This is a genomic window from Undibacterium sp. (genome assembly GCF_030683615.1).
GTDB lineage: Bacteria > Pseudomonadota > Gammaproteobacteria > Burkholderiales > Burkholderiaceae_D > Undibacterium > Undibacterium umbellatum.
On the sequence record NZ_JAUXQE010000037.1, the window covers coordinates 56302 to 69130 of the forward strand.

Annotated in this window: 18 protein-coding genes; 1 reads left to right on the forward strand and 17 read right to left on the reverse strand. The window is 51.6% G+C overall.

Annotation, left to right across the window (positions count from 1 at the left end):
- Positions 1 to 8: 8 nt before the first annotated feature.
- On the forward strand, positions 9 to 677 hold the full coding sequence (locus Q8K39_RS19820) for a DUF2461 domain-containing protein (RefSeq protein ID WP_305262874.1): 669 nt from the start codon (positions 9 to 11) through the stop codon (positions 675 to 677).
- On the opposite strand, the gene tatC is transcribed toward Q8K39_RS19820, so the two are convergent.
- From tatC to Q8K39_RS19905, 17 genes are all read right to left on the reverse strand, one after another.
- Positions 678 to 1454 (reverse strand): twin-arginine translocase subunit TatC, encoded by a 777-nt coding sequence (tatC, locus tag Q8K39_RS19825; RefSeq protein WP_186955602.1) that lies wholly within the window; start codon positions 1452 to 1454, stop codon positions 678 to 680. It abuts the gene before it with no gap.
- Between the two features lie 44 nt (positions 1455 to 1498).
- Positions 1499 to 1984 carry a Sec-independent protein translocase protein TatB gene (gene tatB / locus Q8K39_RS19830; protein WP_305262876.1) on the reverse strand — a complete coding sequence of 162 codons (486 nt, stop codon included), beginning with the start codon at positions 1982 to 1984 and terminating at the stop codon, positions 1499 to 1501.
- 46 nt (positions 1985 to 2030) lie between these two features.
- On the reverse strand, positions 2031 to 2249 hold the full coding sequence (gene tatA, locus Q8K39_RS19835; RefSeq protein ID WP_186955600.1) for a Sec-independent protein translocase subunit TatA: 219 nt from the start codon (positions 2247 to 2249) through the stop codon (positions 2031 to 2033).
- Between the two features lie 86 nt (positions 2250 to 2335).
- On the reverse strand, positions 2336 to 2707 hold the full coding sequence (locus Q8K39_RS19840) for a histidine triad nucleotide-binding protein (RefSeq protein ID WP_186955599.1): 372 nt from the start codon (positions 2705 to 2707) through the stop codon (positions 2336 to 2338).
- 36 nt (positions 2708 to 2743) lie between these two features.
- Complete coding sequence (locus tag Q8K39_RS19845) at positions 2744 to 3097, reverse strand: phosphoribosyl-ATP diphosphatase (protein ID WP_305262878.1); 354 nt, start codon at positions 3095 to 3097, stop codon at positions 2744 to 2746.
- Positions 3098 to 3107: 10 nt separating this feature from the next.
- Positions 3108 to 3509 (reverse strand): phosphoribosyl-AMP cyclohydrolase, encoded by a 402-nt coding sequence (gene hisI, locus Q8K39_RS19850; RefSeq protein ID WP_186955597.1) that lies wholly within the window; start codon positions 3507 to 3509, stop codon positions 3108 to 3110.
- The gene (gene hisF, locus Q8K39_RS19855) at positions 3506 to 4270 is read right to left on the reverse strand and encodes an imidazole glycerol phosphate synthase subunit HisF (protein WP_186955596.1); all 765 of its coding nucleotides are present in this window, start codon (positions 4268 to 4270) and stop codon (positions 3506 to 3508) included. Before hisF ends, hisI begins: the two co-directional genes overlap by 4 nt.
- Entirely contained in the window at positions 4267 to 5058 is a 792-nt protein-coding gene (hisA, locus tag Q8K39_RS19860) for a 1-(5-phosphoribosyl)-5-[(5-phosphoribosylamino)methylideneamino]imidazole-4-carboxamide isomerase (RefSeq protein WP_305262882.1), read from the reverse strand. The genes hisF and hisA overlap by 4 nt, the downstream gene beginning before the upstream one ends.
- Positions 5059 to 5169: 111 nt before the next feature.
- On the reverse strand, positions 5170 to 5808 hold the full coding sequence (gene hisH / locus Q8K39_RS19865; RefSeq protein WP_305262884.1) for an imidazole glycerol phosphate synthase subunit HisH: 639 nt from the start codon (positions 5806 to 5808) through the stop codon (positions 5170 to 5172).
- A 43-nt stretch (positions 5809 to 5851) separates the two neighbouring features.
- On the reverse strand, positions 5852 to 6454 hold the full coding sequence (gene hisB / locus Q8K39_RS19870) for an imidazoleglycerol-phosphate dehydratase HisB (protein WP_110256500.1): 603 nt from the start codon (positions 6452 to 6454) through the stop codon (positions 5852 to 5854).
- Positions 6451 to 7539, reverse strand: coding sequence for a histidinol-phosphate transaminase (gene hisC / locus Q8K39_RS19875; RefSeq protein WP_305262887.1), 1089 nt, complete (start codon positions 7537 to 7539; stop codon positions 6451 to 6453). Before hisC ends, hisB begins: the two co-directional genes overlap by 4 nt.
- A 167-nt stretch (positions 7540 to 7706) precedes the next feature.
- Positions 7707 to 8480, reverse strand: a complete 774-nt coding sequence (locus Q8K39_RS19880) for a site-specific DNA-methyltransferase (RefSeq protein ID WP_305263158.1) — start codon at positions 8478 to 8480, stop codon at positions 7707 to 7709.
- A 37-nt stretch (positions 8481 to 8517) separates the two neighbouring features.
- The gene (gene hisD / locus Q8K39_RS19885) at positions 8518 to 9834 is read right to left on the reverse strand and encodes a histidinol dehydrogenase (RefSeq protein WP_305262889.1); all 1317 of its coding nucleotides are present in this window, start codon (positions 9832 to 9834) and stop codon (positions 8518 to 8520) included.
- 17 nt (positions 9835 to 9851) lie between these two features.
- On the reverse strand, positions 9852 to 10505 hold the full coding sequence (gene hisG / locus Q8K39_RS19890) for an ATP phosphoribosyltransferase (protein ID WP_186955592.1): 654 nt from the start codon (positions 10503 to 10505) through the stop codon (positions 9852 to 9854).
- Positions 10505 to 11755 carry a UDP-N-acetylglucosamine 1-carboxyvinyltransferase gene (gene murA, locus Q8K39_RS19895; protein ID WP_305262891.1) on the reverse strand — a complete coding sequence of 417 codons (1251 nt, stop codon included), beginning with the start codon at positions 11753 to 11755 and terminating at the stop codon, positions 10505 to 10507. Before murA ends, hisG begins: the two co-directional genes overlap by 1 nt.
- On the reverse strand, positions 11755 to 11991 hold the full coding sequence (locus Q8K39_RS19900) for a BolA family protein (RefSeq protein ID WP_186955590.1): 237 nt from the start codon (positions 11989 to 11991) through the stop codon (positions 11755 to 11757). The genes murA and Q8K39_RS19900 overlap by 1 nt, the downstream gene beginning before the upstream one ends.
- A gap of 82 nt (positions 11992 to 12073) precedes the next feature.
- The gene (locus Q8K39_RS19905) at positions 12074 to 12829 is read right to left on the reverse strand and encodes an ABC transporter permease (RefSeq protein WP_305263159.1); all 756 of its coding nucleotides are present in this window, start codon (positions 12827 to 12829) and stop codon (positions 12074 to 12076) included.

The window sequence follows — 12829 nt, forward strand, 5'->3', positions numbered from 1 at the left end:
AGAAATTCATGCATCTAATAGATTTACAAGCGTATTTGTCCGAACTGGGCGAGAACAATAACCGCGCTTGGTTTGTCATGAACAAGCCACGCTATGACATTTTGCGGGCAGAATTTTTGCAACTGGTGACTGAGCTGATTGCCGACATCAGCAAGTTTGATCCTGCCATCACTGGTCTGGAACCGAAGAAAGCGCTATTCCGCATCAATCGCGATGTGCGCTTTGCGCATGACAAATCACCATATAAAACCACCTTCTCTTCTTCCATTCTGCCCAGTGGACGCAAGAAGCCTAGCGAAGGTGGTGGTCCTGCCTATTATTTCCAGATGGATGGAACGGGTCGCCTGTTCTATGCCTGCGGCGAATACATGCCACCATCAGACCGGCTGAAAGCGATACGCAATCACATCGTGGCTGACCCGGATGGTTTTGCCAAGGTCTTGAAAGACAAGAAGCTGAAACAGTATTTTGGCACCCTGCAAGATGAAGGCAAGCTGCAGCGCCCGCCCAAAGGCTTCGATGCCGACCTACCGCATATAGAGCAGATCAAGCTGAAGAACTTTATGGTATGGACAGAATGCCCACTCAAGGGCATGGATACGGATGAATTGAAAACCACCCTGCTGACAGCTTACCGCAGCGCGATGCCACTGGTAAGCTGGTTGCGCTCAGCCTGATTAACTGCCGCTGGATTCATCGGCCGCAGGTGGCGCCTGGGTTGCCCTGACAAACAGCGGGGCAATCAGCAAACCTAATTCATATAACAGTATCATCGGTACGGCCAGTGAAAACTGGCTGACGATATCTGGTGGTGTCACGATGGCGGCAATCACGAAAGCACCTACGATGACATAAGGGCGGATGGCTTTGAGTTTTTCCAGCGACACCAGGCCCACGCGCACCAGCACAACCACCACTACTGGCACCTCAAAGGTCACGCCAAACGCCAGGCACATGGAGATAATGAAATCCAGGTAATTTTCTATGTCCGGCGCAATGCTAATCGAGGTAGGCGCAAATTCATTGATGAATTTGAAAACACGGCCAAACACCAGGAAATAACAAAATGCCACGCCACTAAGAAACAGCAGGGATGAAGAAATCACCAGCGGTGCTACCAGTCGCTTTTCATGGGTGTAAAGGCCAGGCGCGATGAAGGCCCAGACCTGGTACAAGATCCATGGCAGGGCCACCATGAAAGCCAGCAGCAAAGTCACTTTCATTGGCACCAAAAATGGCGAAATAACACCAGTCGCGATCATTTTCGATCCCGCTGGTAAAGACGCCAGCATGGGTTGTGCCAGAAAGTCGTAAATCGCCGACGGCCCGGGCCATATCATCAATGCGGCACAGGCCAGAATCAGCCCCCCAAGTATCTTGACCAGGCGGTCGCGCAATTCAACCAGATGCGAGATAAAACTCTCTTCCGGGCTATGTTCCTTGTCATCGCTCATGCGAATACCGCCAAATTATAAAAACGCAAAAACATAAGCGAAAATTAAAAGAAGCTGCCGCCGGAGCGGGGAGTGGCACGGTGACGCGCCATTCTTGCTGATCCAGAGACAATATGCTGGCGCTGGCCATGGCGGTTTTTATACCAGGCAGGCAGTGCCGAAGTGCGGGCGAGTTTTTTACGGCGGAAGTCTTTAGCCTTAACCGCCAGTTGCTCGGGCGTGGCGGTGTGTAACAAGCTGGTATCGGTTTCCTGGTCCAGATTGCGCAACTCCTGCTCGGTTTCTGACCAGGTCTGGTGTATGGATTGCTCTACATTGTGAGCGGCATCCTGTACATCCTTTTGCATCTTGCGCAATTCTTCCAGCTCGATTTCGCGGCTGACTTCAGACTTGACTTGATTGATATAACGTTGAGCGCGACCCAGCAGAGTGCCAGCCATCCTTGCCACCTTGGGCAATTTTTCAGGACCAATAACGATCAGGGCAACCACGCCTATAAGAGCCAGCTTACTGATACCCAGATCGATCATGCTGGCAACCCGGGTGAGGGCTGCACGTCAGTGCAAGGGAAATACATCACAGCTTGGATTTGTCTTTTGCTTCTACGTCGATGGTGCCCTTGTCAGCAACCTGCTGAGGTGCATCAGTTTTGTCTTCGTCACCCTTGACGCCATCCTTGAAACCCTTGACGGCCTTGCCCAGATCAGAACCGACATTACCCAGCTTCTTGGTGCCAAACACCAGCACGATGACAACCAGAACGATCAGCCAGTGCCAAATACTAAATGAACCCATTACTTACTCCCTGTGAGAGTCTTGCTCTCGAAAAATATGATTAAAGCTTGCATTGCCAAACACGAACTGATGCGGTGGCAACTCAATCAGCGCTGTCCGCGCCAGGGCTTGGGACCGCCTATCACATGCATGTGCAAATGATACACCTCCTGCCCACCATCTGGCCCGGTGTTGATGAGGGTTTTATAACCGCCAGACAAACTGCCATCAGCCTGCTGCACTGGCGCACAACCCTGCTCTTGCGCCAGCTTTGGGGCCAGCGCCAGCATTTTACCCAATAAGGCTGTATGTTCTGGCTGTATCGAAGACAAAGTATCGATATGAACTTTGGGAATAATCAACAGGTGCACTGGGGCAGCCGGGTTGATATCTTTAAAGGCAAGCAATTCTTCATCTTCATAAACACTGGCAGAAGGAATTTGTTTTGCAGCGATCTTACAAAAAATGCAGTTATCCACGTTTTATCCGTTCCTCAACAAGACGTATATTTATGTTCACGCATCCTTGCGTGCCGCTTTTTCTTCAATGCCAGAAACACCTTCACGCCTTGCCAGCTCATCCAGCACCTGCTGAGGGCTGAGATCATACTGCGCTAACATGACAAGCGAATGAAACCATAAGTCGGCGCACTCATATAAAAGCTTGGACGCATCGCCTGATACTCGCGCGTCCTTGGCTGCCATGACGGTTTCTGTTGCTTCTTCGCCTATTTTCTTCAAGATGGCATCGTCACCCTTGGAAAACAGGCGGGCCACATAGGATATCTCGGGGTCGCCGCCATTGACCAGCTTGCGGCTTTCTATGATCTCTGCCAGACGCTGCAAGGTCTGTTCTTGGGAAACAATCATAACAATATACTCATTTGTAAATACTTTCCGGATCTTTCAAGACCGGATCAACTGCTTGCCAGTCACCATCATTGAGGCTACCTTCAAACTTCTGGAAGAAGCAGGAATGACGGCCAGTATGGCAGGCAATGCTGTCGGTCTGTTCTATCTTCAGCAAGACCACGTCTTCGTCACAATCGATGCGAATTTCTTTAACCTTCTGGACATGGCCTGATTCTTCGCCCTTATGCCAAAGTTTCTTGCGCGAGCGGCTCCAGTACACAGCTTCACCCAGTTCCACGGTCTTAGTCAGCGCATCGCGGTTCATCCATGCAAACATCAATATGTCATTACTGCTAGCTTCCTGGGCGATGACAGGCACCAGCCCGTTTTCATCCCACTTGACCTTGTTCAACCATTTTGCCGCGCTCATGACAACCTCATGGGGATATGTTGTGCAGCCATAAATTGTTTTGCTTCGCCTACTGTATGTTGTCCATAATGAAAGATACTGGCAGCCAGTACCGCATCGGCACCGCCCACTTTGATACCGTCGGCCAGGTCTTGCAAACCACCGACGCCACCAGAAGCGATGACGGGTATCGATACTGCATCTGACACTGCACGAGTGAGGCCAAGATCAAAACCCGAACGGGTACCATCCTTGTCCATGCTGGTCAGCAGGATTTCTCCTGCACCGAGTTTGGCCATGCGCTGCGCCCATTCGACTGCATCCAGACCGGTGGCATTACGGCCACCGTGGGTGAACACTTCCCATTTGCCTGGCCCCACATTTTTTGCATCAATAGCTACGACTATGCATTGCGAACCATACTTATGCGCCGCATCTGCCACCAGTTGCGGATTGGTCACGGCAGAAGTATTGATACCCACCTTGTCGGCACCAGCATTGAGTAAACGGCGTACATCAGCCACCGTACGAACGCCACCACCAACAGTCAGCGGTATGAACACTTGCGAAGCCACGGCTTCGATAATAGGCAAGATCAGGTCGCGGCCATCCGACGATGCAGTGATATCGAGGAAAGTAATTTCATCAGCGCCCTGCCCGTCATAACGACGGGCGATTTCTACCGGGTCACCGGCATCACGCAGCTCCTGAAAATTAATGCCCTTGACGACGCGGCCAGCGGTCACATCCAGACAAGGGATAATACGTTTGGCTAAGCTCATTCAGTTTCTTCTTCATCTTCGAATTCACCGCTGAGCTCATCGGCACGGTCTTGTGCAGACAACAAATCCAGCGTGCCTTCGTAAATCGAACGGCCACAAATCACACCTTCTATGCCCTCATCTTGCACAGCGCATAGCGCTTCGACGTCGGCCAGTACATGCACGCCGCCAGAAGCGATGACGGGAATGCTGACAGCTTGCGCCAGTTTGACGGTGGCGTCGATATTCACACCGCCCATCATGCCGTCACGGCCTATGTCGGTATAGACAATCGCTTCCACGCCATAACCTTCAAATTTCTTGGCGAGGTCGATGACTTCATGGCCCGACAATTTGCTCCAGCCATCAGTAGCTACCTTGCCATCCTTGGCATCAATACCGACGATGATCTGGCCAGGGAAGGCGCTGCAGGCATCTGCCAGGAAACCAGGGTTCTTGACCGCAGCAGTGCCTATGATGATGTAGGACAAGCCGTCATCAAGATAACGTTCAATCGTATCGAGATCACGGATGCCGCCACCGAGTTGTACCGGGATTTCTTCGGTATCGGTTTCTTCTGCGTAATCACGCACCGCTTGTATGATGGCTTTGACCGCCGCCTCGTTCTTGGGCTTGCCGGCAAAAGCGCCGTTCAAATCCACCAGATGCAGACGACGCGCGCCCTGACGCAACCAATGGCGCGCCATTTCGGCAGGGTCTTCAGAAAATACGGTAGCCTGGTCCATATCGCCTTGTTTAAGGCGTACGCAGTGGCCATCTTTCAGGTCTATAGCAGGGATGAGCAGCATGATATGAGAAAAAGTAGGGACGTCAATTAAACAATAAGAGAAGACAATTAGAACGGACAATACCAGTTAACAATCAGAGTAAACAATTTACATCAGACATTACATAGCCACTTATGGTTTCCAGTGTACAAAATTCTTATACAGTTGCAAGCCAGCCGATGCACTCTTTTCTGGGTGAAACTGGGTAGCAAAGATATTGTCGCGCGCCACTGCACAGGCAAACAGGCTGCCGTAATCCGTCATACCGACCGCATGCTGTACATCTGCAGGTTGGGCATAATAGCTATGCACAAAATAAAAATAGGCATCGTCAGCAATGTCTTGCCACAAGGCATGAGACTGCGATTGCTGCACACGGTTCCAGCCCATTTGTGGAACTTTGTAACGCGAGCCATCTGCCTGCAATAGTCCATCCAGTGTAAAGCGTACCACTTTACCGGGCAACAGGCCCAAACCGGGCGTATTACCCTCTTCACTCACATCAAACAGCATTTGTTCACCGACGCAAACACCAAACAGCGGTTTGCTGCGGGCAGCTTCCAGCAAGGCATCTTGCAAGCCTGATTCACGCAGGCAGCTCATGCAATCCGGCATGGCGCCCTGCCCGGGCAAAACTATACGGTCTGCGCTACGGATATCGGCGACTTCGCCAGAAATCAGCACATTCGCTTCAGGGGCCACGGCACGCAGGGCTTGCGCTACCGAGCGCAAATTACCCATACCATAATCTACTACAACAATTTTATTCATAATGGATCACCAGCCGGGCTGGTATCTGCTATCTGTATTGCGATTAAAGGCTGCCTTTGGTCGAGGGTATGGTTCCTGCCGCACGCGCATCCAGCTCAGTCGCCATGCGCAGGGCGCGGCCAAAGGCTTTGAATACAGTTTCACATTGATGATGAGAATTGTCGCCGCGCAAGTTATCGATATGCAAGCTGACTAAAGCATGATTGACGAAACCCTGGAAAAATTCACGGGTCAGGTCTACATCAAAATTGCCTATCATGGCGCGAGTGAACGGGATATGGTACTCCAGGCCTGGACGGCCGGAAAAGTCGATGACCACGCGTGATAATGCCTCGTCCAGAGGCACATAAGCATGACCATAACGGCGTATGCCTTTTTTATCACCAATCGCCTTGGCAAAGGCCTGGCCAAGGGTAATACCAACGTCTTCTACCGTGTGGTGAGCATCAATATGCAAGTCGCCGACGGCTTCTATGTCCAGATCGATCAGGCCATGACGGGCAATCTGATCCAGCATATGATCCAAAAAAGGGACGCCGGTATTGAGTTTTTGCTGGCCTGTGCCATCCAGATTGATGGCAACACGGATTTGTGTTTCATTGGTATTGCGGGTAACCGCCGCAATGCGTTCTATGGGCTTATTCATTTTGATGATAAAGATGCTGCCAGGGCAGCAAGAAAAAGAGCATTCTCTTCCCGGGTACTGACTGTAATGCGCAGACAGTTACCCAGCAGATTATGCATTTTACCTACATTTTTGACTAAAATTTTTTGTTCGCGTAATTTCACAAAGACTTGTTCGGCATTCGCAACACGTATCAGCACAAAATTGGCAGCAGAAGGAAAGACTTGCACGCCTGGCAAGCTTGCCATCGCGGCCATTAACTCAGTGCGTTGCTGGCGCAATTCTGCTGCCTGGGCATCCAGTACTTCTACCCTGGCCAGTACAAATTCTGCTGCTGCCTGCGTCAAGACATTGATGTTGTAAGGCGGGCGCACTTTTTCAAATTCATGCATCAGGGCATTATTGCCCGCCATATAACCCAGCCGTATGCCTGCCAGGCCCAGCTTGGAGACAGTACGCATGACAACCAGATTATCAAACTCTGCAAGGTGTGACATGAAGCTTGCCTGAGCAAAGGGTTGATAGGCTTCATCCACAATGACGATGCCATTATCACCAACCGCCTGTAAGATGGCGACCATATCGTCAGCCTCGTAAAGCGTGCCGGTAGGATTATTTGGATAAGCCAGATAGATGATGGCTGGCTGATGCTCAGCTATGGCTGCCAGCATGGCCGCCTGGTTCAGCGTGAAATCAGAGTTCAGGTCCACGCCAACAAATTCCAGCCCGGCAAACAGGGCTGACATGGCATACATAACGAAGCCCGGCACTGGTGCCAGCACCTTGGCACCCGGTTTGGCGCAGGCGATGGAAACCATGCTGATGAGTTCATCCGAGCCATTGCCAAGGACAATGTCATGGCCAGCAGGTACGCCTAGTTTGTCAGCAATCAATTGTTTGAGGCTGGCATAGGCCGGTTGTGGATAACGATTCAATGCCACGCCTGCCAGATGGTTGGCCAGTTCCTGTTGCATAGCAGGGGGCAGCAGGTAAGGGTTTTCCATCGCATCCAGCTTCACAAAACCGCTGGCGTCCGGCACGTGATAAGCGGACAGACTGGCGATTTCAGGGCGTATCAGTTTGGTGATGCTCAATTTTTGCTCCATGTTCAGGACTAGTACTTAGAGGCTGTTGCGAAATTAACCTGGCGTTGTTGCACCTCCTTGCCGTGCTAAAGCACTGTCTGCGTCGGCGCGCCTAGCCGGGGGCGCCTAGCCATCTTAACTTCGCAACAACCTCTTAGAAAATCACGCAGACCAAGTCTCAACACAAATCAGGCAGAAAGTGCTTCCGTGTCGATGGAGGCCAGGCGATTTTCTATCATTGCGCAATAGTCGGCATTTAATTCAAATCCAACAAAATCACGCCCACAACGTTTGGCAGCTACGGCGGTGGTGCCGCTGCCCATGAAGGGATCGAGTACGACACCGCCGGGTGGGCAGGAAGCCTTGATCATGCGCTCGATGATTTCGAGCGGTTTTTGGGTAGGATGTTCTTCACGTTCGGCATGCTCTCTGTGCAGGCGCGAAACACTCCAGACGTCCTTGGGATTGAATCCCATTTCCAGCCACTTTGCACCCTCAAAAATCTTGCGGCTGCGAGCTTTCTTGGTGGCTGCATCATACGGTATGCGTATGGCATCCAGGTCAAAATAGTAATCCTTGGCTTTGACAAAAAAACCTATCGTGTCATGCACCGATGAATACTTCCGTACGGTACCACCCATCGACGGCACGCGCCTGTCCCAGATGATTTCATTCATCATGCTCATGCGCTGCTTGAGCATGACAAAGACTTCTGGCGAATAACGCCAGGTCAGAAAGATATACAGACTGCCATTTGCCTTCAGCTTGGGAAGAGCCAGATCTATCCACTGTGCCATCCATTCCAGATAGTCAGCCGACTCCATCTTGTCTGATTCATTGCCATAATCCTTGCCCAGACCATAAGGTGGGTCAGCCAGCAATAAATCGATGCTGGCATCAGGCAAACGCGCCAGACCTTGCAGCGCGTCTTCACAAAAAACCTGGTTACGCCATTCAGCCATCATATGCGGGTATTCATAACTGGCAGCAGTTTCGCTTTCATGACTTGATCCGAAATTCTGCGCTACGGGCATGGGCTTGCAAGCCTTCGCCATAAGCGAGTTCAGCCGCTACCTTGCCCAGGGTCTGCGCGCCCTGTTCACTGACGAAAATCATCGATGAACGTTTTTGGAAATCATAGACACCTAGCGGTGAAGAGAAACGCGCCGTGCGTGAAGTTGGCAAGACATGGTTGGGGCCAGCGCAGTAATCACCCAGGGATTCAGATGAATAGCGACCGAGGAACATGGCACCGGCATGGCGTATCTTTTCTGCCCATTGTTGAGGATTTTCTGCGGAAATTTCCAGATGTTCTGCCGCGATGCTATTGGCGATTTCGCAGGCTTCATCCATATCACGCACCTTGATCAGTGCGCCACGATTGGCCAGTGAAGTGCGTATCACTTCATGCCTCGGCATATCAGGCAAGAGCTTGATGATGCTGGCCTGCACTGCTTCGATATAGGTTTCATCCGGGCATAATAAAATGGATTGCGCCAGTTCATCATGTTCAGCTTGCGAAAACAAATCCATGGCAACCCAGTCAGGGTCAGTCGTGCCATCGCACAAGACCAAAATCTCGGACGGACCAGCAATCATATCTATGCCGACCACGCCAAACACACGGCGCTTGGCCGCAGCTACATAGGCATTACCGGGGCCAACGATCTTATCGACAGCAGGTATTGTCGCCGTACCATAGGCCAAAGCGCCGACAGCCTGGGCACCACCAATTGTGAACACGCGGTCAACACCGGCAATCGCGGCAGCTGCCAATACCAGCGGATTTTTTACCCCGTCTGGCGTAGGTACGACCATGATAATTTCTTTGACGCCTGCCACCTTGGCCGGTATTGCATTCATCAATACGGAAGATGGGTAAGCAGCCTTGCCGCCTGGCACATAGATACCAACACGGTCCAGTGGGGTGACTTTTTGGCCGAGCACGGTGCCGTCAGCTTCGGTATAGCTGAAACCGGCTGAGCCACATTCTGCCTTCTGAATTTCGTGATAAGCGCGTACACGTGCTGCTGCCGTTTCCAGCGCAGTGCGGCGTTCTGTATTCAAAGATGCCAATGCAGCCTGCATCTCTTCTTGCGTTAACTCCAGCGCGGCAACGCTGCTAGCATTCAGACGATCAAACCGATTGGTCGCTTCCAGCACTGCGGTATCGCCACTGGTTTTGACGCTGGCCAAAATCTGCGCAGCGGCGCGGTCTATCGCCTCATCTTCACTCGCTTCAAAAGCCAGAAGTGAAGTCAGTTTCCTGGAAAAATCTGCATCGGTAGTATCAAGCCGGGTAATCAGGGATGCCATGCTTTTCTCTTCATTAATTATGCATTTGCCTTGGAGGCACGATCAAAAGCTTCCAATATCGGTTGCAGGCGTTCACGCTTCAGTTTCAGGGCAGCCTGATTAACTACCAAACGCGAAGAAATTTCCATGATGTGTTCCACTTCCACCAGGTTATTTGCGCGGAGGGTGCTGCCGGTGCTGACCAGATCAACAATCGCATCTGACAAACCAACCAGAGGTGCCAGTTCCATCGAGCCATACAGCTTGATCAGATCGACGTGCACACCCTTGGCAGCAAAATGCTGACGCGCAGTTTCGGTGTACTTGGTGGCAACGCGCAGGCGCGCTCCCTGGCGCACGGCATTTTCATAATCAAAACCCACTGACACTGCAACTGACATGCGGCATTTGGCTATGTTTAAATCGATAGGCTGGTACAGGCCTGCTCCACCATGTTCATGCAAGACATCCTTGCCTGCCACGCCAAAATCAGCCGCGCCATATTGCACATAGGTAGGAACATCCGATGCACGCACGATGATGACGCGCACGTCAGGATCATTGGTCGCCAGTATCAGCTTGCGCGACTTCTCTGGATCTTCCGTCACGCGTATGCCTGCCGCCTCCAGCAATGGCAGTGTTTCTTCAAAGATGCGGCCCTTGGACAAGGCCAATGTCAGTTGTGAAGACATTATTTGACTCGCTGTATTTGTGCACCAACTGCGGAGAGTTTGACTTCCATGCGGTCATAGCCGCGGTCCAGATGGTAGATGCGGTCAATCAGGGTTTCACCCTCGGCCACCATGGCAGCGATCACCAGCGACGCGGATGCACGCAGATCAGTTGCCATGACTGGCGCACCGACAAGTTTGTCGACACCATTCACGATCGCAGTGTGGCCGTCGATTTCTATCTTCGCACCCAGGCGATTCATTTCCTGTACATGCATGAAGCGGTTTTCAAAGATCGTTTCAGTGACGATGCTGGTACCCTGGGCGATACAGTCCAGCGCCATGAATTGCGCCTGCATGTCAGTCGGGAAGCCAGGGTATTCAGTGGTACGGAAACCTACCGCTTTGGGGCGGCCACTCATCTGCGCACGTATCCAGTCCGGGCCTGTCGTCAATATCACGCCTGCTTCACGCAATTTGTCGAGCGCAACATCAAGAATGTCGCTGCGGGTGTTTTTAAGGGTAATGTCGCCACCGGTGGCAGCCACTGCACAAAGGAAGGTTGCGGTTTCTATGCGATCAGCGATAACGGTATGGGTAGCGCCATGCAGGCTGTCTACGCCCTGGACGACAAGGCGGTCTGTGCCTATGCCTTCAATCTTCGCACCCATGGCCACCAGCAGGTTGGCGAGGTCAGTGACTTCAGGTTCGCGTGCGGCATTTTCCAGCACGGTTTCACCTTCGGCCAAAGTTGCGGCCATCAGCAAATTCTCGGTGCCTGTCACGGTAATCATGTCAGTGACGATGCGTGCACCTTTGAGTTTCTTGGCCTTGGCGTGGATGTAACCAGCTTCAATATTGATCTCGGCACCCATGGCTTGCAAGCCCTTGATGTGCTGATCAACAGGGCGCGAGCCTATCGCGCAACCACCAGGCAGGGATACCTTGGCCTCACCAAAACGTGCCAGTAAAGGGCCTAGCACGAGTATAGATGCGCGCATGGTTTTCACCAGGTCATACGGTGCTTCGAGTTTGTCTATGGCGGAGCCATTAAGAGTGGTCACACCATTTTCCTGCGTGACTTGCAAACCCATCTGACGCAGCAATTTCAACATGGTGCTGACGTCTTGCAGCGAAGGTACATTATGCAGCTCCACATTGCCCGACGTCAGCAAGCCTGCGCACAAGATAGGAAGTGCAGCATTTTTTGCGCCGGAAATCGTGATGTCACCATTCAGGCGCTTGCCGCCTGTAATCAATAATTTATCCATTATGCAGCGTACTCTTCCGGTGTCAGGGTTTTCATGGAAAGGGCATGTATTTCTTCACGCATGCGGTCACCCAGCACGGCGTAGACGATTTGATGACGCTGTATCGGGCGCTTGCCAACAAAGGCGGCAGACACGATCACTGCATTGAAATGCTGGCCGTCGCCTTCGACTTCCAGGTGCGTACATTCCAGACCAGCTGCAATGTAATTTTTAATTTGTTCGGGCGTAGGAAACACGGCTAACTCTCTTGATCAAAATGGTGAAGCTAAGGTTGTACTTGGATGCTGATTTAATTCAATAACGCACTTGGTAACTTGCTCAATGTCGTAACTTGTAGCCACGTTTCAGCATATTGATGGCGATGGTAGCCAACAAGATCGAGAACACGGAAACAATCATCAGGCTGTGCAGAGGATCAACATCGGACTTGCCGAAGAAGCCAAAGCGGAAGCCATCTATCATGTAGAAAAACGGATTGAAACGCGAAATACTCTGCCAGATGCCAGGCAGGGAATGTATAGAATAAAACACACCCGACAAGAAGGTGGCAGGCATGATCAAAAAGTTCTGGAAAGCGGCGAGCTGGTCAAATTTTTCTGCCCAGATACCAGCAATCAAACCCATGGTACCCAGCATCGCGGCACCGAGGAAAGCGAAAATAACTATCCACCAGGGCGCTACAAAATGCAGGTCGGCAAACCAGGCTGTCGCAATGAAGACCCCTGCACCCACCGCAACGCCCCGCAATATCGCGGCCAGTACATAGGCACTGAAAATTTCCCAATGCGACAGTGGTGGTAACAAGATGAAGACCAGATTGCCAGTGATCTTGGATTGGATCAGTGAAGAAGATGAATTCGCAAACGCATTTTGCAAAACACTCATCATCACCAAGCCGGGCACCAGAAAGGCTGTGTACTTGACGCCGGGATAAACCTGCACATGGTCTTCCAGCACATGGCCAAAAATCAGCAAATACAGGATGGCTGTCATGATGGGCGCAGTGATGGTTTGGGTCGCCACTTTCCAGAAGCGTAAGACCTCTTTGTAGAACAGGGTATTAAAACCGGTCAT

What these genes read in the sequence shown, in the direction of transcription:
- Q8K39_RS19820 (WP_305262874.1), top strand. Translation starts at nt 9, where the DNA reads ATGCATCTAATAGATTTACAAGCGTATTTGTCCGAACTGGGCGAGAAC.
- tatC (WP_186955602.1), bottom strand. Translation starts at nt 1,454, where the DNA reads ATGAGCGATGACAAGGAACATAGCCCGGAAGAGAGTTTTATCTCGCAT.
- tatB (WP_305262876.1), bottom strand. Translation starts at nt 1,984, where the DNA reads ATGATCGATCTGGGTATCAGTAAGCTGGCTCTTATAGGCGTGGTTGCC.
- tatA (WP_186955600.1), bottom strand. Translation starts at nt 2,249, where the DNA reads ATGGGTTCATTTAGTATTTGGCACTGGCTGATCGTTCTGGTTGTCATC.
- Q8K39_RS19845 (WP_305262878.1), bottom strand. Translation starts at nt 3,097, where the DNA reads ATGATTGTTTCCCAAGAACAGACCTTGCAGCGTCTGGCAGAGATCATA.
- hisI (WP_186955597.1), bottom strand. Translation starts at nt 3,509, where the DNA reads ATGAGCGCGGCAAAATGGTTGAACAAGGTCAAGTGGGATGAAAACGGG.
- hisF (WP_186955596.1), bottom strand. Translation starts at nt 4,270, where the DNA reads ATGAGCTTAGCCAAACGTATTATCCCTTGTCTGGATGTGACCGCTGGC.
- hisA (WP_305262882.1), bottom strand. Translation starts at nt 5,058, where the DNA reads ATGCTGCTCATCCCTGCTATAGACCTGAAAGATGGCCACTGCGTACGC.
- hisH (WP_305262884.1), bottom strand. Translation starts at nt 5,808, where the DNA reads ATGAATAAAATTGTTGTAGTAGATTATGGTATGGGTAATTTGCGCTCG.
- hisB (WP_110256500.1), bottom strand. Translation starts at nt 6,454, where the DNA reads ATGAATAAGCCCATAGAACGCATTGCGGCGGTTACCCGCAATACCAAT.
- hisC (WP_305262887.1), bottom strand. Translation starts at nt 7,539, where the DNA reads ATGGAGCAAAAATTGAGCATCACCAAACTGATACGCCCTGAAATCGCC.
- Q8K39_RS19880 (WP_305263158.1), bottom strand. Translation starts at nt 8,480, where the DNA reads ATGGCTGAATGGCGTAACCAGGTTTTTTGTGAAGACGCGCTGCAAGGT.
- hisD (WP_305262889.1), bottom strand. Translation starts at nt 9,834, where the DNA reads ATGGCATCCCTGATTACCCGGCTTGATACTACCGATGCAGATTTTTCC.
- hisG (WP_186955592.1), bottom strand. Translation starts at nt 10,505, where the DNA reads ATGTCTTCACAACTGACATTGGCCTTGTCCAAGGGCCGCATCTTTGAA.
- murA (WP_305262891.1), bottom strand. Translation starts at nt 11,755, where the DNA reads ATGGATAAATTATTGATTACAGGCGGCAAGCGCCTGAATGGTGACATC.
- Q8K39_RS19905 (WP_305263159.1), bottom strand. Translation starts at nt 12,829, where the DNA reads ATGACCGGTTTTAATACCCTGTTCTACAAAGAGGTCTTACGCTTCTGG.